This window comes from Saccharothrix xinjiangensis (assembly GCF_039527585.1).
In the GTDB taxonomy this organism is placed as follows: Bacteria; Actinomycetota; Actinomycetes; order Mycobacteriales; family Pseudonocardiaceae; genus Actinosynnema; species Actinosynnema xinjiangensis.
The window spans coordinates 117,692-137,558 of the sequence record NZ_BAAAKE010000022.1; the positions used below are offsets into that span (position 1 = coordinate 117,692).

Annotated in this window: 13 protein-coding genes; 10 read left to right on the forward strand and 3 right to left on the reverse strand. The window is 72.6% G+C overall.

Annotated elements, in window-relative coordinates; translation table 11 throughout:
• Positions 1-82 precede the first annotated feature (82 nt).
• The 9 genes from ABD223_RS32070 (at position 83) to ABD223_RS32110 (ending at position 14,924) form a co-directional block, all read left to right on the forward strand.
• Complete coding sequence (locus tag ABD223_RS32070; protein WP_344040400.1) at positions 83-1,570, forward strand: glycoside hydrolase family 43 protein; 1,488 nt, start codon at positions 83-85, stop codon at positions 1,568-1,570.
• A gap of 76 nt (positions 1,571-1,646) precedes the next feature.
• A complete protein-coding gene (locus tag ABD223_RS32075; protein ID WP_344040402.1) occupies positions 1,647-4,478 on the forward strand; it encodes an AbfB domain-containing protein in 2,832 nt (943 codons plus the stop codon).
• Between the two features lie 390 nt (positions 4,479-4,868).
• Positions 4,869-5,777, forward strand: a complete 909-nt coding sequence (locus tag ABD223_RS32080; RefSeq protein ID WP_344040403.1) for a hypothetical protein — start codon at positions 4,869-4,871, stop codon at positions 5,775-5,777.
• Between the two features lie 26 nt (positions 5,778-5,803).
• Positions 5,804-6,184: a hypothetical protein gene (locus ABD223_RS32085; RefSeq protein ID WP_344040404.1), complete on the forward strand. Its 381-nt coding sequence runs from the start codon at positions 5,804-5,806 to the stop codon at positions 6,182-6,184.
• Complete coding sequence (locus ABD223_RS32090) at positions 6,181-7,425, forward strand: hypothetical protein (RefSeq protein ID WP_344040405.1); 1,245 nt, start codon at positions 6,181-6,183, stop codon at positions 7,423-7,425. The genes ABD223_RS32085 and ABD223_RS32090 overlap by 4 nt, the downstream gene beginning before the upstream one ends.
• A 23-nt stretch (positions 7,426-7,448) precedes the next feature.
• Positions 7,449-8,501, forward strand: coding sequence for a polyprenyl synthetase family protein (locus ABD223_RS32095; RefSeq protein ID WP_344040406.1), 1,053 nt, complete (start codon positions 7,449-7,451; stop codon positions 8,499-8,501).
• A 26-nt stretch (positions 8,502-8,527) separates the two neighbouring features.
• Positions 8,528-10,189, forward strand: a complete 1,662-nt coding sequence (locus tag ABD223_RS32100) for a hypothetical protein (protein ID WP_344040407.1) — start codon at positions 8,528-8,530, stop codon at positions 10,187-10,189.
• A 3-nt stretch (positions 10,190-10,192) separates the two neighbouring features.
• Entirely contained in the window at positions 10,193-13,744 is a 3,552-nt protein-coding gene (locus ABD223_RS32105) for a hypothetical protein (RefSeq protein WP_344040408.1), read from the forward strand.
• 13 nt (positions 13,745-13,757) lie between these two features.
• Positions 13,758-14,924, forward strand: a complete 1,167-nt coding sequence (locus ABD223_RS32110) for a hypothetical protein (RefSeq protein WP_344040409.1) — start codon at positions 13,758-13,760, stop codon at positions 14,922-14,924.
• Positions 14,925-14,928: 4 nt separating this feature from the next.
• Here ABD223_RS32110 and ABD223_RS32115 read toward each other — a convergent pair whose 3' ends face one another.
• The 3 genes from ABD223_RS32115 to ABD223_RS32125 form a co-directional block, all read right to left on the reverse strand.
• The gene (locus ABD223_RS32115; protein WP_344040410.1) at positions 14,929-15,333 is read right to left on the reverse strand and encodes a hypothetical protein; all 405 of its coding nucleotides are present in this window, start codon (positions 15,331-15,333) and stop codon (positions 14,929-14,931) included.
• A 106-nt stretch (positions 15,334-15,439) separates the two neighbouring features.
• Complete coding sequence (locus tag ABD223_RS32120) at positions 15,440-16,171, reverse strand: S1 family peptidase (protein ID WP_344040411.1); 732 nt, start codon at positions 16,169-16,171, stop codon at positions 15,440-15,442.
• Positions 16,168-19,140: an AfsR/SARP family transcriptional regulator gene (locus tag ABD223_RS32125; RefSeq protein ID WP_344040412.1), complete on the reverse strand. Its 2,973-nt coding sequence runs from the start codon at positions 19,138-19,140 to the stop codon at positions 16,168-16,170. Before ABD223_RS32125 ends, ABD223_RS32120 begins: the two co-directional genes overlap by 4 nt.
• Positions 19,141-19,377: 237 nt before the next feature.
• Here ABD223_RS32125 and ABD223_RS32130 point away from each other — a divergent pair, with 237 nt between their 5' ends.
• Complete coding sequence (locus ABD223_RS32130; RefSeq protein WP_344040413.1) at positions 19,378-19,626, forward strand: DUF6289 family protein; 249 nt, start codon at positions 19,378-19,380, stop codon at positions 19,624-19,626.
• Positions 19,627-19,867: the final 241 nt, after the last annotated feature.

Consider the following 19,867-nt stretch of genomic DNA (forward strand, 5'->3'; position numbering starts at 1 on the left):
CGCGCGGCGGACCCCGGTCCGCCGCGCGGGGCTCCCCGCTGTGCCCCCTGACCTGTTCCCCCGTCACCCGGAGCAGCCCATGATGACCGCTCTCCTGAAATCAGCCCTGGCCGCGCTGCTGGCCGGCGGCGCGCTCACGACACCCGCGCCGGCGGCGGCCGCCGCGCCCGACCTCCCGACCGCCGTGGCGGGCAACCCGTTCGTCGACGGCTGGTACGCCGACCCGGACGTCGCGGTGTACGGCGGCCGGTACTGGGTGTACCCGACGACGTCGAAGCGCTACGCCGAGCAGACCTACCTCGACGCGTTCTCCTCGACCGACCTGGTGCACTGGACCAAGCACCCGAACGTGCTCACCACGGCGGACGTGTCGTGGGCCGAGTACGCGGTGTGGGCGCCCGCGCCCGTCGCCCGCAACGGCCGGTACTACCTGTACTTCGCCGCCAACGACATCCAGGGCGACTCCCAGCTCGGCGGCATCGGCGTGGCCGTGGCCGACCGCCCCGAGGGCCCGTACCGCGACGCCATCGGCACACCGCTGATCCCGGCGTTCCACAACGGCGCGCAGCCCATCGACCAGGACGTCTTCATCGACGACGACGGCCAGGCGTACGTGTACTACGGCGGGTGGGGCCACGCGAACGTGGCGAAGCTCAACCCCGACATGGTCAGCCTGGGCGCGTTCGCCGACGGCAGCACGTTCAAGGAGATCACGCCGTCGGGCTACGTCGAGGGCGCGCAGATGTTCAAGCGGAACGGCCGGTACTACCTGATGTGGTCCGAGGGCGGTTGGACCGGCCCGGACTACTCGGTGTCCTACGCCATCGCCGACTCGCCGACCGGGCCGTTCGCCAAGCTGGACGAGGTGCTCGCGCAGGACCCCGCGGTCGCCCGCGGCTCGGGCCACAACTCGGTGCTCAACGTGCCGGGCACCGACACCTGGTACGTCGTGTACCACCGCCGGCCGCTCAGCGAGACCGACGGCAACCACCGCCAGCTCGCCTACGACCGGATGAACTTCAACGCCGACGGCACCATCCAGCGGGTCACCATGCGGGTCCAGGACAACTTCGCCGACGACAACACCTACGGCTGGCGGACCCACGGCGGCTCGTGGACGGCGTCGGGCGGGCGGTTGCAGGCGGGCGGCTCCGCCGGCGGCAAGGCGTTGCTGGACACCAACTCCCGCGACTTCACCCAGGACACCTCCGTGTCGATCGCCTCGGGCCGGGGCGACGCGGGCGTGGTGTTCCGGGCGACCAGGCCCGCGGTGGGCGTGGACGCCTACTCGGGCTACTACGCGGGCATCAGCCCGGCCGGCCGGGTCGTGCTGGGCCGCGCCGACAACTCCTGGACCCAGCTGGGCGCGGCGGCGCTGACCGTCCGCCCCGGCGCGACCCACCGGCTGCGGGTCACCGCGGTCGGCGCGTCGATCAAGGTCTACGTGGACGACATGACCACGCCGAGGATCAGCGTCACCGACACGACCTTCGCGTCCGGCGCGAACGGCGTGCGCGTGTTCAACACCGCGGCGGCCTTCGACGACGTCGTGGTGCGCCCCGCCGGCTGACCGCAGCCCCCCGCACCGCCGCCGCCGCACCGCCGCCGCCCGTGAAGCCCGCCCGTACCGCACCCGAAGGAGCCCCATGCGCAGTCTCGTCGCCTCGGCGGCGGCCGTGCTGGCACTGGCCGCCGGCCTCGCCGCCGCGCCCGTCGCCACCCCCGTCGCGTCCGCGGCCGTCGTGCCCAAGGCACCGCCGCTGACCACACCGTGGACCGGCCAGGTGTCCACGACCAACCCCCTGCCCGAGTACCCGCGCCCGCAGATGACCCGACCGGACTGGCAGTCGCTCAACGGCGAGTGGCAGTTCCTCAACCCGGCCACCGACGGCGCGGGCAACGTCAACCGGTACGCCGCGCCGCCGCTCGGCCAGACCCTGCCCGAGCGCATCCTGGTGCCCTACCCGGTGGAGTCGGCGCTGTCGGGCATCATGCGCAACGACAACCGCGACCTGATGTTCTACCGCCGCACCTTCACCGTCCCGCAGGCCTGGAGCGGCCGGCGCGTGCAACTGCACTTCGGCGCGGTCGACTACGAGGCCACCGTCTGGGTCAACGGCACGCAGGTCACCACCCACAAGGGCGGTTACGACCGGTTCGAGGTCGACATCACCCCGCAGCTCAACGGCGGCACGAACGAAATCGTCGTGCGCGTCTACGACCCGACCGACGGCCGCGGTGAGAAGCAGCCGGTCGGCAAGCAGGTCAACAACCCCAGCGGCATCTTCTACACGCCGTCGTCGGGCATCTGGCAGACCGTCTGGCTGGAACCCACGCCCACCTCGTCGGTCTACTCGGTCGACATCTACCCGAACCTGGCGAACAACACCGCCCGGGTCCGCGTCTTCACCCGCGGCGACGTCTCCGGGCACACCGTGCTGGCGGAGGCGATGGCCGGGTCCACCGTCGTCGGCACCGCGACGGGCGGCTTCACCGAGTTCTCCGTGCCCGTCCCGAACGCCCGCCGCTGGTCGCCCGACGACCCGTACCTCTACGACCTGCGGGTCTCGCTGCGCAACGCCTCCGGCGGCGTCGTGGACCGGGTCGTGGGCTACTTCGGCATGCGCGAGGTGGGCAAGAAGGTGCTCAACGGCGTCATGCGGCCCACGCTCAACGGCGAGTTCGTCTTCCAGGTCGGCACCCTGGACCAGGGCTTCTGGCCCGACGGCCTCTACACCGCGCCCACCGACGCGGCCCTCGCCTTCGACCTCCAGAAGCACAAGGACCTGGGCTTCAACATGGTGCGCAAGCACATCAAGGTCGAACCCGCCCGCTGGTACCACCACGCCGACCGGCTCGGCCTGCTGGTGTGGCAGGACGTCCCCTCCACGCCGACGTCCGACGCCAACCGGACCCCGGCGCAGATCGCGCAGTTCGAGACCGAGGCCCGCGAGATCGTCGACGAGCACCGGTTCTCCCCGGCGGTCGTCGCCTACGTGCCGTTCAACGAGGGCTGGGGCGAGTGGAACCTCGCCGACACCCGGCGCGTCACCACCGACCTGGAGAACCACGACCCCACCCGGCTGATGAACGCGCACAGCGGCTACAACTGCTGCGCCTCCAAGGGCGACCCCGGCACCGGCGACATGGTCGACTGGCACGCCTACACCGGACCGGACGCGCCGAACCCGTCGACGACCCGGTTCTCCGTGCTGGGCGAGTTCGGCGGCATCGGCCTGCGCAACCCCGGCCACGAGTACAGCCCCAACGGCCAGTTCTTCGCCTACGAGCAGGTCTTCAGCACCGCGCAGCTCAACGACCGCTACACCGGCATGGTCCGCGACGTGCGGCAGCTGATGACCACCAAGGGCCTCTCCGCCTCCGTCTACACCGAGATCACCGACCTGGAGGGCGAGTACAACGGCCTGTTCACCTACGACCGGCGCGTGCAGAAGGTCGACACCAACCAGGTGCGCGCCGCGCACACCGACCTGATCAACGCGTCGCGCAACCTCAACTCGCCGGTCGCCCTGACCCTCGGCCACGTCCGCTCGTTCCGCGTGACCACGACCGGCTACACGGACAGGTACCTGCGGCACTCGAACTCCGCGGCCCGCACGGACGTCATCACCGTCGCGAGCGCCGACGGGGCGCGCCAGGACGCGTCCTACCGGACGGTCGCCGGCCTGGCCGACCCGCGCTGCCACTCGTTCGAGTCGGTCAACTCCCCGGGCCGCTACCTGCGGCACGCCGACAGCCGGGTGCGGGTGGACGGCGACACCGGCGGCTCGTTCCGCGCGGACGCCACCTGGTGCGCCCGGCCCGGCCTGGCGGCGGGCGGCACGTCGTTCGAGGCGCTCAACCACGCCGGCGCCTACCTGCGGCACTACGCGGAGGGGGTGTACCTGGCGCGCAGCGGCGGCCCGAACCCGTGGGACACCGCGACCGGCTTCGCCGCCGACGCCACCTGGAACGCGGCCGACCCGGCGCTGTGGCGCAGCTCGGTGTCGCTGCCCACGGACGTGCGCCGGTCGCTCCAGGTCACCACGTGGGGCCACACCGACCGCTACCTGCGCCACGCCGACAGCCTCGCCTACACGGAGGTCGTCAACGCGGGCAGCAGCGCCCTGCTCAAGGCCGACGCGACCTACACCGTCCGGCGCGGGCTCGCCGACTCGTCCTGCTACTCGTTCGAGTCGGTGAACTTCCCCGGCCAGTTCCTCCGCCACACCTCGGGCCGGGTGCGCAACTCGCCCGACGACGGGACGGCGCTGCTCCGCGCGGACGCGACGTTCTGCGCCCGACCCGGCGTCGGCGGCACCGGCGTGACGTTGGAGTCGATCAACCTCCCCGGCTCCTTCCTGCGCCACTACGAGTCCCAGGTCTACATCGCCTCCGGCGGCGGCGCCGGCGCCGACCGACCGCAGACCCTCACCGCCGACAGCAGCTGGAACCTCGCGGCGCCCTGGGCGCCGTGACCGACCCGCCGGTCCCATCCGACCGGCCGCGCGGCCCCGCCGCGACCCCCGTGGTCGCGGCGGGGCCGTCGTCGATTCGCGGTGCGCCTCCGGGAAGGTTTTCCGGAGCTTCGTGGAACCGCAGTGCGGATAAGACCTTCAAATTTTCACCCGTAAGGGCGAGCGGGGATGTGCGAAGTGTCGCCGCAGTACTGCGGAAGTAATCCTCGCATTTCACGCGATCGTGAGGGCCCGGATAACCCGTTCCGCCCATTGCCCGATCGGATTGGCACACGCTAAGTTGGTTTTGCGCCCTGGTGGGGGTGATTCTGGTCCGGGGGGAATTGGAACGGCATTGTTCGGAATCGGCCGGAATGCGCGTCCGCGTCGTCGCGTGGGAGGTTCCTGTCCATGGATTTCGATGTCGTGCTCGGCATCGACTCGGCGAGTTTTTCGGCCGGCGTCGACCAGCTCAACAAAGATCCGAAATCGCACGACGAATTCTTCAAGGGGGAATACGAGGGCAACAACGCGCAGGGCACCTGGGAGGTCGTCGACCAGTCGCCCGCCTTCGAGTTCCGGCCGCCCACCGCCGACAAGTGGCAGGGGTCCATCGGCCCGGACGGCAGGCACCCGACCGGCGACCCGCCGACCGACAACGTCTTCCTCCTGTCGATCCCCAGCCTGCGGCTCGACGCCACGATCGGCGGCCAGGCGCTGCCCGAGGTGTCCCCGGCCGTCGAGTTCTACGCGCGGGCCGTGCTCGACTCCGGCACCGCGTCGCTGACGCCGCTGGCCATCTGGGCGGACGAGTCGCAGCTGTCGGCCGCGGAGAAGGCGATCGTCAACGGCATCGTGCTGCCCCAGGTGTTCCAGAAGCTCAGCACCGTCCTGAGCGGCCACGCCGTGCCGCCCCAGAAGATCACCTTCGGCGGCTCCACCCTCGAACTCACCCTCGCCGCCGTCCTCGTCACCGACTCGCACCTGGTCGTCGTGGCCACGGCCGACACCTCGACGGCCACGACCCTGCCCTCCGCGTGGCCGGACCAGCCGGTGTTCGCGATCGTCAACCACGACTTCGCCCAGCACCTGGCGGCGAGCGCGGCGGAGGCGCACAAGGGCGTGACGCTGCTCGACGAGCAGTCCTCGAACGCCGCGGCGTCGCTCTCGGCCAAGGCGGTCCTCAACAGCGTGGACGACATCGCGATCAACCAGGGCGACGCCACGTCGTGGTCGGCCGCCCTCGACGTGTCGTTCGACGTGTCGGCCTCCGTGCTCGGCGCCAAATGCGCCCTCAAGAAGTCCAGCGACAGCCTCTGAACCCGGCACCCAGGACGGTGAGCGCGATGCAGTACAAGGTGACCCTGACACCGCCGAAGCCGGTGTTGACCGTGACGGTGGCGGTGGCGCCCGACTCGGCCCAGAAGTTCTCCGCCAAGGTCACCGCCCTGGACCTGACCAAGGCGGACCTGCAACCCGACGGCAACCCCATCGACAAGGCCCTGGCGGCCGCGGCCAAACCACTCGTCCAGGCCCTGGTCGACAAGGTCCCGCCGATCATCGTCGACGCCGTGAAGGACAAGAGCGTCTCCTTCGACCTCGACCAGCCCATCGGCTACAAGGTCACCGCCGGGGACGTGCCGATCACCCTCACCGCGACCAACCTCGTCCTCGGCACCCACGAGGGCCACCTGCTGGTCACCGGTGGGATCGAGGTGGCCCCGTGACCGCGCCCGGCCCGCTGTCCGTGCCCACCCCGCCCGACTTGCCGCTGGCGCGCACGGTCGAGATGCCCGAGCACGTCGGCTACCCGTCGGGCGCGCTGTCCCTGCGGTTCGCGGAACTGACCGTCGAGGCGGAGGAGCCGCCGAGCGCCGTGCCGGTGTCGGACGGCGACCGCACGATCGTCGCGCTGCCGCCGCTGGTCGTGCGGGCGCGGTACGCGATCGACGCCAGGCCGGACCCCGTCGCGACCGTCGACGCCGGCGGCGACCTGTCGGTGCTGCCGGACCAGGCCACCGCGCCCCGGTCCGCGGACGAGCCGGACGCGCACCCGGAGTGGCTGGAGAACGCCCGGAACCAGCACATGGAGCTGGCGCAGACGAGCAACGGCCGCAGCCTGCTCAGCACCTACGACCAGCACAAGGACGTGTACGCGGAGCTGTTCGACCAGAGCCAGAGCACGTTCACCGACGACATCTGGACCGCCAACGGCGGCACGGCGCAGATGGCGGCCGACACCCACGAGGCCGTCGGCACGGGCGAGGGCGTGATCAACGACTCCGCGAAGACCTACCCGGACCCCTACAGCGGAGACCTGAACAGCTACAACGTCAACGCGTTCGTCCGGCAGAACGCCGTCGCCGTCTACACCCTCGCCCTCGATCCGGAGGACAACCCCACCCAGGGCAAGTACTACGACGCCGTCCAGGCCGTCTACGGCTTCGCGATCGCGGTGAACGACACCAGGAACGACAAGACCAGCACCACCCCGATGACCAGGGACGACGTCTACCAGGCGGTGGCCGACCACTCGGGCGAGGTGTCGGCCGAGGCCGTCCGCAGCCGGATGGCCGCGCTGCTGAACCCGTTCTCCGACGACGTCTGGGAGGGCTGGGACGACGACGAGCGCGACCTGATCCGGGAGTTCCACCGCCGGGCGCGGGCGGGCCGCGAGGCGCTGCGCGCCGCCGCCGTGCCGACCGCCCTGTTCGAGGGCGCGGGCAGCGGCCGGGTCGCCGGCGCGTCCGCCGTGACCGACGCCTCCGGCGCGGTGCGGGTCGAACTGCCGCACTTCGAGGTCGTCCTGGACGACACGGCGTGGACCGGCGCCGCCGCCGGCGTCGCGCGGGACCGGCTCAACGCGGCCGGGTTCCTCGCGGACCTGGTGCGCGACGCCGTCGCGGAACGGCTGCGCGCCGCGGTCGCCGAAGGGGACCCGACCCTGCTCGCGGACCCCGGGCGGTGACCGCCGCCGGGGCAGGTCCGCCGGTGACCGCCGCCGGGGAGGCGCCGCCGGTCACCGCGCTGCGGCCGGGTCCGCGGACCGACCCGGTCGCGGAGGCCTGGCGGACGCTGCTGCCCGCCGACCTCGACCGGTACCACGCGCTGCTCGACGAGGCGCTCGCGCCGCAGCGCGACTACCTCACCGACGCCGAACGCGCCCTCTACCAGGGCGGCAAGAAACTGCGCCCGCTGCTGCTGGCCCTGTCCGCGCACCTGGTGCACGGGCCGGGCGAGCTGCCGGACAAGGTCGCCCGCGGCGCGGTGTCGCTGGAGATGCTGCACGTCGCCACCCTCATCCACGACGACGTGGTGGACGAGTCCGCGGTCCGGCGCGGCGTGCCGTCGGTCAACTCCGCGCGCGGACCCGGCCAGGCGATCATCGTCGGGGACATGCAGTTCGTGCAGGCCGTGCGCGGGTTCGTGGAGTGCATCGACACCGAGCGCGACCTCGGCCTGGTGAAGTCCGTGCTGGACGTGGCCTACCGGATCTGCTGCGGCGAGCTGGACGAGCTGCGCGTCGACCCGTCGTGGAGCACCGAGGTGCTCCTGGAGCGCTACTGGCGCACGATCGACCGCAAGACCGCCGTGCTGTTCGCGCTCGCCTGCGAGTCCGGCGTCGCGCTGGTCGACGGCCGCACCCGGGACGTGCGGCGCATCGGCTACTACGGCCGCCGCGTCGGGCGCGCGTTCCAGGTCATGGACGACCTGTTCGACCTGACCCAGGACGAGTCGGCCTCCGGCAAGCCGCGCGGTGTCGACCTGGCGCGCCGCCGGTTGTCCCTGCCGATCGTGTACGCGATGGAGGAGTTGGGCGACGGGCACCGGCTGAGCCGGTTCCTGCGCGGCGGAGCGCCCGCACCCGACGACCTGACCCCGCTGGTGGACGACGTCCGCGCCACGGCGGGGTTCGCCCGCGCGTACGCCGACGCCCGCACGCAGGCGCTGGACGCGCTGGAGTACCTGCGCCCCTTCCCCCGCAACCCCTACCGCGACGCGCTGGAGCGGATCGCGCTGCACGTGGTCGACCGAGGCCGCTGACCGCCACACACCACCGGGAGCAGACCGTGGGCGAAGGCTTGTTCCGATTCGTGTTCAACACCCTCCAACCCAGGATGGCGCAGGCGGGCACCAGGTTCTACCTGCCCACCGTGCTCACCGACCTCACCGACGACGGCGGCGACAGGGTGCTGCCGCCGCACGCCGACCGGTGGCAGCTCGGGACCCTGACCGGCGACACCGGCACGAGCGTCACCGGCCTGCTCGTCTCCGGGTTCAACGCCACCTTCGGCCGCGAGATCAAGAAGGGTCAGATCGACCCGCCCGTCACGCTCGGGCAGTTCAAGGGCATCCCGACACCGGGGCAGGAGGAGCCGACCCTGGACGTCTCGGACGCCACCGTCGACGGCCTCCAGAACGCCCGCCTGGAGCCCGAGCTGACGGTGACCCGCGAGGGCGCCGGCTACCGCTCCCGGGTGACCATCGCGTTCGGGACCTTCCCGGACCTGCCGCAGGCGGTCACGCTCACCGGCACCTACCGCCTCGCCCAGTCCATCAGCATCGAGGACACCAAGACGAAGCAGGTCACGACCGAGCACCACACCGCGCCCTTCGACTGGCCCACCTTCGTGGCCGCCGGCTCCGGCACGTTCCAGGTGTCCGTCACCGACCTGTGGGCCGACGTCGACTGGACCCTCACCCTGGACGGCGAGGGGCAACCCGCCGTCGGGATCGACGCGCTGACCGTGCGCGGCGCGGCGGAGGACGGGCACCCGACCCTGACGCTCGACCAGCTCACCCCTGAGCCGAACAACCCCTACGCCGACCCGAGCATCTGGAAGAACGCCGCCACGGAGGCGTTCACCAGCGCCCAGGGGCAGGCCGAACTCGTCGCGCGCATCCAGGACACGCTCAACCAACCCGACAACCGCGACGACCTGGCCCGCGGGCTGACCACGAACCTCCGCTCGGTGCTGGACCGGACCGTCGGCACGGCCTCCGGGTCGGCCTCCGTGGACGACAACCTGTTCGACCGCTTCCGCGCCGCGGTCAACGACCCGGGCAGCGACTACTACCTGCCCGCCGCCGTCTTCGGGATCACCTCGCCGACGCTCGACCCGTACTCCCCGGACGAGATCGACTTCCAGGTGGACGTGCTGGGCACGCCGACCTCCGTCACCCTGACGGACAACCGGATGGTCGGCGCGGCCAACGCGCTGACCCCGGCCGGGAACCTGGCGTTCGACCCGGGCGTCACGGCCACCGCGCTGCTGTCGACCCTGCCGGACGGCACCGAGGTGGAGGTCCGCGACCCCGAGGGGCGGCAGGAGGACCGGACCCTGACCGCGCCGCTGACGCTGACCGGGACCGCGACCGTCACCATCAGCGACCAGGACCCCTTCGACGGGCCCTACACCGTCACGGTCTCCCACGCCTCGGTCGACATCACCCTCCCGACCAGCGGCGGCTCGCACAACGCCCTCGACACCCTGACCATCACGTGCACGGCCCTCGCCGTCAGCGCCGACACCGACGACATCACCGTCGACGCGGACATCGGTGACGGCTTCAAGCAGGTCATCAACGACCAGCTGAACCAGCCGGAGAACAAGCGGGAGGTGCTGGACCGGGTCAACGAGGAGATCGGCGACCGGGACTTCCTGACCCGGTTGGGCGCGACGATCACCACCAACGTCCGCGCGATGCTCACCGAGCGCCTGGACGGGTGAGCCGTGGCGACCTCGCTGGACGAGCTGGAGCGCGCCGTCGATGCCCTCGTCACCGGCAGCGGTCCCGGGCGCACCTTCGCGATGGCGCCCGACGCGCTGGGCTCGGAGGGCATCCGAGCCCTCGTCGCCGACTCGTTCCCGCTGACCGGCGGCGAGTGGGTGCTGACCGCCGTGGACGGGCCGGACCGGCGGGGCGACGCGGTCGTGCTGACCGGCACGTCCACGGCGCTGCTCGGCCTCGACGCGCCCCGCCTGGAGCTGACGTTCGACCTGGCGGACCAGGGGAGGGCCGCGCTGCTGGTCGTGCTGACCCCGGACGACTGGAACCCGGGCGTGTCCTTCCCGTCGTGGCGGCAGACCGCGCCGGCGCTGGTCGACCTGGTGTTCGACCGACCCCGGCTGGAGTGGTCGAGCACCGCCCGGCCGACCGCCGAGGCGGGGCTGAACCTGGTCGCGGACGAGGTGCTGAAACAGGGGTCGCTGGCCTCGCTCGCCACGTTCCGGGACCTGCGGCTGCTCGGCCCGCGCGGCCCGGTCGGCGGCGGTGACGCGCCGACCGCCCTGATCGCCACCCGGCCGCCCGCGGCGCTGTCGGTCGGCGGGCTCTCGCTGCCGCTGACGTTCACGGCGATCGCGGCGGCGGAACCCGGCCCGTGCCTGGGGTTCGACAGCGACATCGCCATCGGGCACGGCGTGCCGGACGTGCCGGTGTCGGCGCGCACCGGCGACCTGCGCGCCTACCTCGTCCTGGACGCCGACCTCACCGACCCGTCCCGGCACGCGCTGTCGGCGTTCACGGACTTCCTGCACGGGGCGCAGGTCGCCGACCTGGTCCGGGACGTGCTGACCGTGCCGGAGCTGATCGTGCTGCGCCACCTGAGCGCGGTCGCCGGGCTCGCACCGGCCCGGCTGGCGTCGGTCGCGCTCACCGTCGGCACCGGCCAGGCCCTGGAGATCATCCCCGGCCAGGTGTCCGTCCCGGACGTCGAACTCACCTTCACCGTCGAGGACCCGGCCGGGAGCAGGGACGTCTCGGCGCTGCTGGCCGGCACGTTCCGGTTCCTCGACGCCTACGACGTCGACGTCTCGGCCTACTACTCGGCGTCCAGCATCGCGTTCACCGGCGCGCTCGACCCGGACACCCCCGTGCCGCTGTCGGAGGTCGTGCGCGAGTTCCTGCCGAACTCGACCTGGCTGCCCGACCTCACCCTGAACCGGCTGGAGCTGTCGGCCGACCTGCGCAGCGGGCAGTACTCGTTCGGGCTCGCGGTGGCCGACGACTGGCCGGTGCCGGTCGGTGCGGCGACGTTCCACCTCACCGGGGCCTCGCTGGACCTCGCCTACCGGTCGAGCGCGGGTTTCGACGGCGCGATCACCGGGCAGGCCGCGCTCACCGGTCGCGGTGGCGAACCGGTCGCGACGTTCGCCGCGTCGCTCGCGGTGCGCTCGACCGGGTTCGAGCTGAAGGGCGAGGTGGCGGAGGTGTCGCTGACCGCGCTCGCCGCCGCGTTCGCCGACGCGGGCGTGCTCTCCACCTCCGGCCTGCCCGGGATCACCCTCGACCGGGCCGCCGTCGTCGTGCGGCAAGGCAAGGAGTCCGGGCGCGAGGCCCGCCTCACCGGCGCGGCGAGCTACGAGTTCTCGGCCACCGCCTCGATCGACGTCGCGCAGTTCGGGCAGGCCCACCTGGTGCTCGCGGCCCGTCGCGCCGGTGCCTCGGCGGTGCGGCTCGCCTACGCGGGCATCGCGGCGGACGGCACGGGCCAGGCCGGGTTCCTCGTGGGCGTCGTCGTCGCGCCCGACTGGAACCCGGGCTCGATCTGGTCCGACCTCGGCGGGGTGTTCGACCACCTGGCCGTCCGCGAAGCCTCGCTGCTGCTGTCCACCGACCGGTGGACCGAACCGCTCCCCGACCTGCCCGACCTGCCGTACCCGGTCGAGAAGGGCGTGACGTTCGCCGGCTCGCTGCTCCTCCAGGACGCGCTGGGCGACCTGGCGGAGGTGCTGCCGCAGGGCGTCGAACTCGACCTGGCCGCGCGCATCGACACCACCACCCCGCTCGACTCCGACCTCCGCGCCACCCTCCCGCACCCCGGCGCCATCGGGTCGGTCGAGTTCACCGCGCTCGTGGTGACCCTGGCGCCGAAGGCGTTCACCCTCGAAGCGGACGTGAAGTTCACCGTGCACGGCGAGACCCTCCACCTCGCCGGCCGGGGCGTGATCACCCTGGAGCCGCCGGCGCTCACCCTGTCCATCACCGTCGAGCACTGGAAGAACCCGTTCGGCATCGGCGGGCTCACCGTCGACGAGTTCGGCCTGAGCCTCGCCGTCGACTCCGCCGGCCTCACGATCGGCCTGCTCGGCAGGTTCCTCATCGGCGCCGGGCCGGACGCCTTCGCGCTCACCGTCGGCGGCGAGGTGACGGACTTCGAGGAACCCAGCGCGTTCGTGTTCAGCCTCGACCCGACGAGTCCCGCTGGGCTGACGCTGGCCCAGGTCGTCGGCCAGTTCACCGGGACGGACCTCGACGGCGTGCCGCTGCTCGGGGACATCACCATCCGCCGGCTGCACTGCTACGTGGTGGCCGACCCCAACGGCTGGACCGCGCCCGACCGGCACGTCTACCCCGAGGGCCTCGGGCTCGACGCGGACCTGACGTTCTTCGACTGGACGGTCGAGATCCACGCCGTGGTCGGGGCCAAGGGCATCGTCGCGTCCGGCTCGATCGTCCCGGCCGTGCGGTTCGGCGACCTGGTCGAGCTGTCCGACGCCACCGGCACGACCGGACCGCACGTCGACATCGACACCACGGTGATCGGGCAGCCCCACCGCACCTACTTCGACGCCTCCGGCCGGATCAAGCTCCTCGGCCTGACCGAGTCGTTCAGCGGTCACGCCGACCCCTCCGGCTTCACCTTCTCCTTCAGCACGAACCTGGTCGGCATCTTCCACACCGACGTGTCGGCCTCGCTGTCCACGGAGGACGGTTTCACCGGGAGCTTCAGCGGCTCCTACGAGTTCGACCTCACGCTCCAGGGCGATGTCACCGTGGCCGGGATCACGATCATCCCCAAGGGCGTCCACGTCGAGGGACCCGGCGCGAGCCTGTCGGTCTCGTGCGCGGTGTCGGACCGGGCGGCGAGCCTGACCGCCCGCCTCCACCTCACCTGGTCGGGTGTCGATCTCGGCGCGGACATGGACCTCGCGGTCTCCGCCGACGTGTTCACCGACCTGGGCCGGGCGATCGCCACGTGGATCTCCGGGCACGCGGCGGAGTTCTTCAAGGCCCTCCTCGACGACGTGGAGAAGTGGTTCGAGCTGCTCCTGAAGGGCGTCCTCTGGGTCGGGCAGAGCGCGGTCGAGGTCGTCGAGGTGCTCTTCACGCACTTCGGCCGATCGGTGGTCGACGTCGCGGAGGACCTGCTCAAGCTCGGCAAGCACAGCGTCGAGGCCATGGCGCAGGCCCTCGTCGACGTCTGCGGCATCACGATGGCCGAAGCGCTGAAGCTGCTGGAGAAGAACTGCGCCATCACCAAGGCGGCCAACGCCCTCTGAGGGGAGAAAACACATGAGCGACGTCGCCTTCGGGCTCTCGTCCGGCACTCTCGACGACATCGCCACCGCGATCTACGAGCGGCAGTACCCGGACCACTTCAAGGACCGCGCCTCGTTCTCGGAGGACGGCACGGACTACACCCTGGACTGGGACGTCTCGCAGGCCCCGACGTTCGACCTGTCGTCCGACGACGGCAGCACGTTCCACGTCGACCTGCCGCGGATGGACCTCACCCTGACCGTCGACGGGACACCGGCCGACGACACCGCCTCCGTGCGGATCGCCGCCACCGTCGACGCGTCCGGTTCCGACCTCGTCGCCACGCCGCTGAGCGCGACCGTCTCGACCGGGCGGCGGTTCGACGACTGGGTCTACAACGACAAGGTGGTGCCGATCGCGCTGGAGGTCGGGCGGCAGCTGCTGGCCGGCATCCCGCTGCCGGTGCCGGACGTCGAGGGGATCTCGCTCACCCAGCCGGTCGTCTGGGTGGGCGACGACCACCTGGTGCTCACCGCCGACGTCGAGGGGGAGTCGCCGGGCCGGGACCCCGACCGGTGGCCCGACGAGCCGGTCTTCGCCGTCCTCGGCCCCAACGCGGTGCGGGCGGCCACCGACGTCGCGACCGGGGCCCTCGACGGCCAGAGCGACAGCCCGCACGACGAGACGAACATCGGCGTCGGCACCGCGTACTACAAGGCGACCGTCACCGTGGACGACGTCCGGGGCGACGGCTGGGTGTCCGACGACCTCACCACCGACGTCACGGCCTCGGTGTCCGGCAGCGGGTCCGCCGGGATCGAGTGGATCATCGGCGGGTCGACCGACGGCTTCTTCGACCTGTCGCTGGACCCGGACCCGGTCGCCACCGTGCGGCTGGCCCTGGACGACGCCGTGCTGTCCGCGAGCACCGCCGCCGTGGGCGGTTTCGAGCTGGTGCTCACCCCGACGGACGGCGACCTCGTCAGCGAGGTGCTGTCGTGGATCGTGGACGCGCTGTCGGGGTTCATCAGCCCGTACGTCAGCGGTGCCCTGGAAGGGATCTCCTTCGAGGTCTACCGGGTGCCCACCCTGCACGTGGACCTCGACGGCGTGGACTTCGACGCGATGCCGGTGGACCTGGACCTGTCGGCGGACGACGGCACGATCACCGTCCGCGGCCGACTGGACATCACCGGCTGACCGCTCACCCGGCCTGTTCGGGGCCGTCGACCCGCCACTTGTTCTTGTACGTGCCGGGCATCGGCCCCGTCCACGGGGTGGCGCGGTAGGTCTCCCGGCCGAACTTGAACTCGAAGTGCTCCACCGGGACGAGCGCGTAGCCGTCGTCGGTCCTGGTCTCGACGAGCCTCGCCGCGGCCCTGGCGGCGTTGCCGTAGAACTTGCCCTTCTCGTTCTTGTCGTTGTACTTCGCGTAGTCGTGCGGGTTGGGGTCGAACCTGTAGGTGCCGCGCAGCTCCTGCGTGTCCGGTTTCCCCTTGACCCGCTCGACCTTGACCCGCACGACGACCTTCACGCCGCGCTCGTTCCCGTCGCTCAGCTCGACCCCTTGCGGCACCTGGGCCTTCACGCTCTTGATCTGCTCCGGCATGGTGGACGCGTCCCCTCGGTCGGTGGTCCCAGCCTTCGCGGTCGGACCACCGACCATCAATCGCCCCGTCCGGGGAACCCGGTGCTCCCCGGCCGCGGCGCCGGCGTCAGCTCCCGATACCCGTCATGCTGTTGATCCAGCCGCGGAACGCCGTGACGTCGAGGTAGGTGGACGGCGCGCTGCCGCAAGTCGGGAAGCTGGGCCTGAGCGCCGTGCCGACCAGTTCCCAGGACGAGGTGGAACCCTGGACCTGGGGACTGCCGTCGTCGCCGACGCAGTTGCCGCCGCCGTACGGGTTGTCGGTGCAGATCGTGGTGACGTCGGCGGCGCAGGCGCCGTCCGACAGGACCGAGGTCGGCAGCTCGTGGACCACAGCCGACGCGCACCAGGTGTTCACGCACGTCGAACCCCAACCCAGGATGAGGGTGCGGGTGCCGACGGGCGGCGACGCGGCGGCGATCGGCACGGGCCGTCCGCTCGACGTCCCGCCCAGGCGGACCAGCGCCAGGTCGGCCGAGGGGTGATGGCGGATCAGGACGGGGACGTGCAGGGTCCCGCCGGAATTGTGGTGCGGGGTGCCGGTGCGCAGCTGCACCGTTTCGATCGCCCTGCCCTGGAGGCAGTGCTTGGCGGTCAGGACCCACGAGGGATCGATGAGCGAGCCGCCGCAGAAGTGGCCCCCGGCGCGGTCCTGCACCGAGGCGGCGAAGTAGATCTGGCTCCCCGGCTGCCCGCGGACGATGGCGTGCGCCCCCGGCGCGGTCGGGCCGGCGAGGGCCGCGACGAGCGCCACGACGAGCGCCGCGGCTGCTGCGGCGCGAGTGGACGAACCCCTCATGGTGCTTCCTCCTGTTCCCGCGTGCCCGCCGATCCGGTCGTCCCGGCCTCCGGCACGCCGAGGTCGGTGTAGAGCGCCAGCGCCCGGTCCCGGTGGTCGTGGGCCTCCGGGGTGTCGCCGAGGGCGTCCCCGAGGCCGTCGTGGGCGAGGGCCTGCTGGTACCGGTCGCCCGTCTCCGAGGCGAGCGCGAGCGCCCGCCGGTGGTAGGCGACCGCCCGCGCCGGTCGGTCGTCGGCGCGGGCGGCGTCGCCGAGCCCGTTGAGGGCTTCGGCCTCCAGGCCGCGGTTCCCGGTGTCCCGACCCAGGTCCAGGGCACGTCGGAAGTGGTCGGCGGACTCGGCGCGGCGGCCCAGTCCGAGGTGGACGTACCCCAGGCCCTGCGCCGCGTAGCCCTCCAGGCTGCGGTTCCCGGTGCTCCTGGCCAGGTCGAGCGCCTGGCCGAGGTGCGCCAGCGCCTCGTCGTGGCGCCCCAGCCGCTGGTAGGCGTTCCCGAGGCTGTGGAGCGCGTAACCGCGCCCGGCCACGTCGTCGACCTCGGTGGCCAGGTCGAGGGCTTCCCGGTGGCGGGCGACGGCCGCGTCGTAGTGGCCCAGCCGTTCGTGCACGATGCCCGCGTTGTTCGCCGACCGGCTCTGCCCGGTCCGGTCGCCGGTCTCGCGGGCCAGGTCCAGGGCCCGCAGGTAGTGCGCCAGCGCCTCCCGGTGGTCGGCGACGGCGAGGTGGACGTTGCCGAGGTTGTTGTGCGTGCGGCCGGTCAGGGCCGGGTCGTCGAGCTGCTCCGCCAGGGCGAGGGCGCGCAGGTGGTGGTCGGCCGCCGTGCCGTAGTGGCCCAGCCGCTCGTACACCGTGCCGAGGTTGCCCAGGGCCTGGCCCTCCAGCCGGCGGTCGCCGCCGGCGCGGGCGGTGAGCAGGGCGTGGCCGTGCACGGCGAGCGCGTCCTCGTGGTGGCCGCGCAGGTCCAGGTAGCGCAGGAGGATCGCCGACAGGTCGCCGGCCCGCCCGTCGGACCCGTCCGGGCCGGCGTGCGTGGCCACGGCCACCAGGTTGGCCCGTTCGAGCTCCAACCACGCCATGGCCCCGTCGTAGTCGGTCATCGCCGGCACGGTCGTGGTGGCGGCGCCGACATCGGGACGCCTGCTCTTCTCCCGGGGCGCGATGACGTCCATCGCGCGGGCGGCCGCGTGCAGGTACAGGTCGAACAGGCGGGTCAGCGCCGCACGCCGGTCGTCGTCGGTGTCGAGGTCGGCGGCGAGCCGCGCGGCGAACGCCCGCACGAGGTCGTGGCAGCGGTACCGGCCGGGTGCGGGCTGGTGCAGCAGGTGCAGGTCGACCAGGTCCTCCAGCAGGCGGTCGGCGGTCGCCACGCCGAGGTCGCCGAGCGCGGCGGCCGCGTGCGCGCCGACCTCGGTGCCCGGGTGCAGACCGAGCGACCGGAACAACCGCTGCCGGTCGGGCGGGAGGTCCTGGTACGACAACGTCAGCGCCGCCGCGACGCTCCGGTCCCCGGTGGCCAGCTCGGCCAGCGGCGACCCGGCCCGGATCCGCTCGGCCAGGTGCGCGACGGTCCACGCCGGGCGGGTCCGCAGCCGCGCGGCGGCGATCCTGATCGCCAGGGGCAGGCGACCGCACCGCCGGACGACCTCGGCCACGGCGTCGGGTTCGGCCGCGGCGCGGTCCTCGCCCAGGACGCGGGCGAACAGCCCGGCGGCGTCGTCGTGCGGCAGCACCTCCAGCGACACGCCCCGCGCGGATTCCAGGTCGGTGAGCCGCCGCCTGCTGGTGATCAGCACCCGGCAGCCGGGTCCGCCGGGCAGCAGCGGCCGGACCTGGGCCGAACCGGACGCGTTGTCCAGGACCAGCAGGGCCCTCCGGCCGGCGAGCGCGGCCCGCCACAGCGCGGCCCGCTCCTCCACCCCGGTGGGGACCCGCTCCGCCGGAGTGCCGAGGGACCGCAGCAGGACGCCCAGCGCCGTGGCCGGGTCGGTGGGCTCGCGGTCGGCCGTGTGGGCGTGCAGGTCGATGAACAGCTGCGCGTCGGGGTAGCGGTCGGCGAGGAGGTGCGCGACGTGGACGGCGAGGGTGGTCTTCCCGATGCCCGCCATGCCGTCGATCGTGGTCAGCGCCGCGGACGTGCCGAGGAGCCGGTCGCGTTCGAGGTCGCGCCCGGTGAAGTCCTCGACGTCGCGCGGGAGGGTGTGCACCCGGACGGGCGGGAGCGTGCCGGTGCCGGTGTCGCTGTCGGTGGTCAGGATCAGCTGGTGCAGCCGCTGGAGCGCGGGACCGGGGTCGACGCCCAGCTCCTCGGCCAGGCGCCGTCGGATCCGCTGGTACTGGTCGAGCGCCTGGGCCGATCTCCCGGCGTGGTGCAGGGCGAGCACCACCTGCCCGGCGAGGCGTTCGTCCAGCGGGTGTTCGGCGGAGCGCGCGGACAGGGCGGGCAGCAGCTCGGCGTGCCCGCCGAACCGCAGGACCAGGTCGTTGCGGTCCAGCTCGGCATCGAGCCGCTCCCGGTCGAGGGTGTCGCGGAGGCGGTTGAGCCACGGTGCGTCCAGCAGCGCGAAGGCCTGGTCGCGCCACAGGCCGAGGGCCTGCTCCAGCAGGGGCAGGGCCTGCTCGTCGCCCACCTCCCGGGCGCGCGCGACCAGGCGGCGGAACCGGTGGAGGTCCACGGCGCCGGGGTCGACCGCGAGCACGTAGCCGGGCCGCCGGGCGGTGAGGAGGTCGGGCTCCGCGAGGATCCGCCGCAGGCGGGACAGGTAGCTGTGCAGGGTGGCGCGGGCGCGCAGCGGCGGGTCGTCGCCCCAGACCCGCGCGACCAGGCGGTCCACCGGCACGACCCGGTTGGCGTCGACCAGCAGGGCCGCCAGGACGCAGCGCTGCCGGGCGGGACCCGGGTCCACCGGTCGGGAGTCGACCAGGACCTCGATGTCGCCGAGGAGCCGGAACTCCAGCCGGGACGTCGTCGCCATCTGCCCACCCCCAGCACTGGGGTAGCGCATCCGACCACGGGAATCAAGGGTTGTGCAAGGTTCGCGCACGCCGGTCGGGCCAGGATGGTCCGCGGTGGCCCGTCCCGGGGGGAGCAGTGCTGGGGGACGGGCCACCATCACCCCGGGGACCCCGTCCCATTGGGACCGATCGGGCGATTTCCCGCCGCCGCCACCCCACTAACGTGAAAAGAAATCACGCTTTTTGAGGGGTTCACCATGATCCGTCGTTCGTTCAGCGTGCTCGCGGCCGCCTCGGCGATGGCGGCCACCGTCCTGTCCGCCGCACCCGCGCAGGCGATCCCGGTCTGCAAGGCCGGCTACCAGTGCACCAGGACCTACTACGCCGACAGCGCGTGGACCGTGTCGGTGGGCGGGTTCACCCGGTTCTGCGACGGCACCACCGACCAGTGGGGCCAGACGTCCCGGTACGTGGAGACCACGCAGGCGCAGTGCCCGCCCTGGTGACGGGTCCGGGGCTCCGGACCGGCAATCGGACCGAACAGCCGCAACCGGGCACTTCGGGCCACTTCGGCGCAACGGCGTGCGCCGACCCGCCCAGTCCACCCGACTGCGAATGGCGCGTCCTGCCGCCGTTCGAGTGACTTCTGTAATGCGTCGCCCACCGACCGCGAAAGACCAGCGCAATGCCCCTGCCTCGCACTGAACGACCCCCGTAGTCCCGACCGGCCGCCACCTCGGCCGGGGT

Bases quoted from the DNA above. Each gene is read 5' to 3' on its own strand.
- ABD223_RS32115 (WP_344040410.1), bottom strand. From the start codon at position 15,333: ATGCCGGAGCAGATCAAGAGCGTGAAGGCCCAGGTGCCGCAAGGGGTC.
- ABD223_RS32085 (WP_344040404.1), top strand. From the start codon at position 5,804: ATGCAGTACAAGGTGACCCTGACACCGCCGAAGCCGGTGTTGACCGTG.
- ABD223_RS32110 (WP_344040409.1), top strand. From the start codon at position 13,758: ATGAGCGACGTCGCCTTCGGGCTCTCGTCCGGCACTCTCGACGACATC.
- ABD223_RS32125 (WP_344040412.1), bottom strand. From the start codon at position 19,140: ATGGCGACGACGTCCCGGCTGGAGTTCCGGCTCCTCGGCGACATCGAG.
- ABD223_RS32130 (WP_344040413.1), top strand. From the start codon at position 19,378: ATGATCCGTCGTTCGTTCAGCGTGCTCGCGGCCGCCTCGGCGATGGCG.
- ABD223_RS32070 (WP_344040400.1), top strand. From the start codon at position 83: ATGACCGCTCTCCTGAAATCAGCCCTGGCCGCGCTGCTGGCCGGCGGC.
- ABD223_RS32075 (WP_344040402.1), top strand. From the start codon at position 1,647: ATGCGCAGTCTCGTCGCCTCGGCGGCGGCCGTGCTGGCACTGGCCGCC.
- ABD223_RS32120 (WP_344040411.1), bottom strand. From the start codon at position 16,171: ATGAGGGGTTCGTCCACTCGCGCCGCAGCAGCCGCGGCGCTCGTCGTG.
- ABD223_RS32080 (WP_344040403.1), top strand. From the start codon at position 4,869: ATGGATTTCGATGTCGTGCTCGGCATCGACTCGGCGAGTTTTTCGGCC.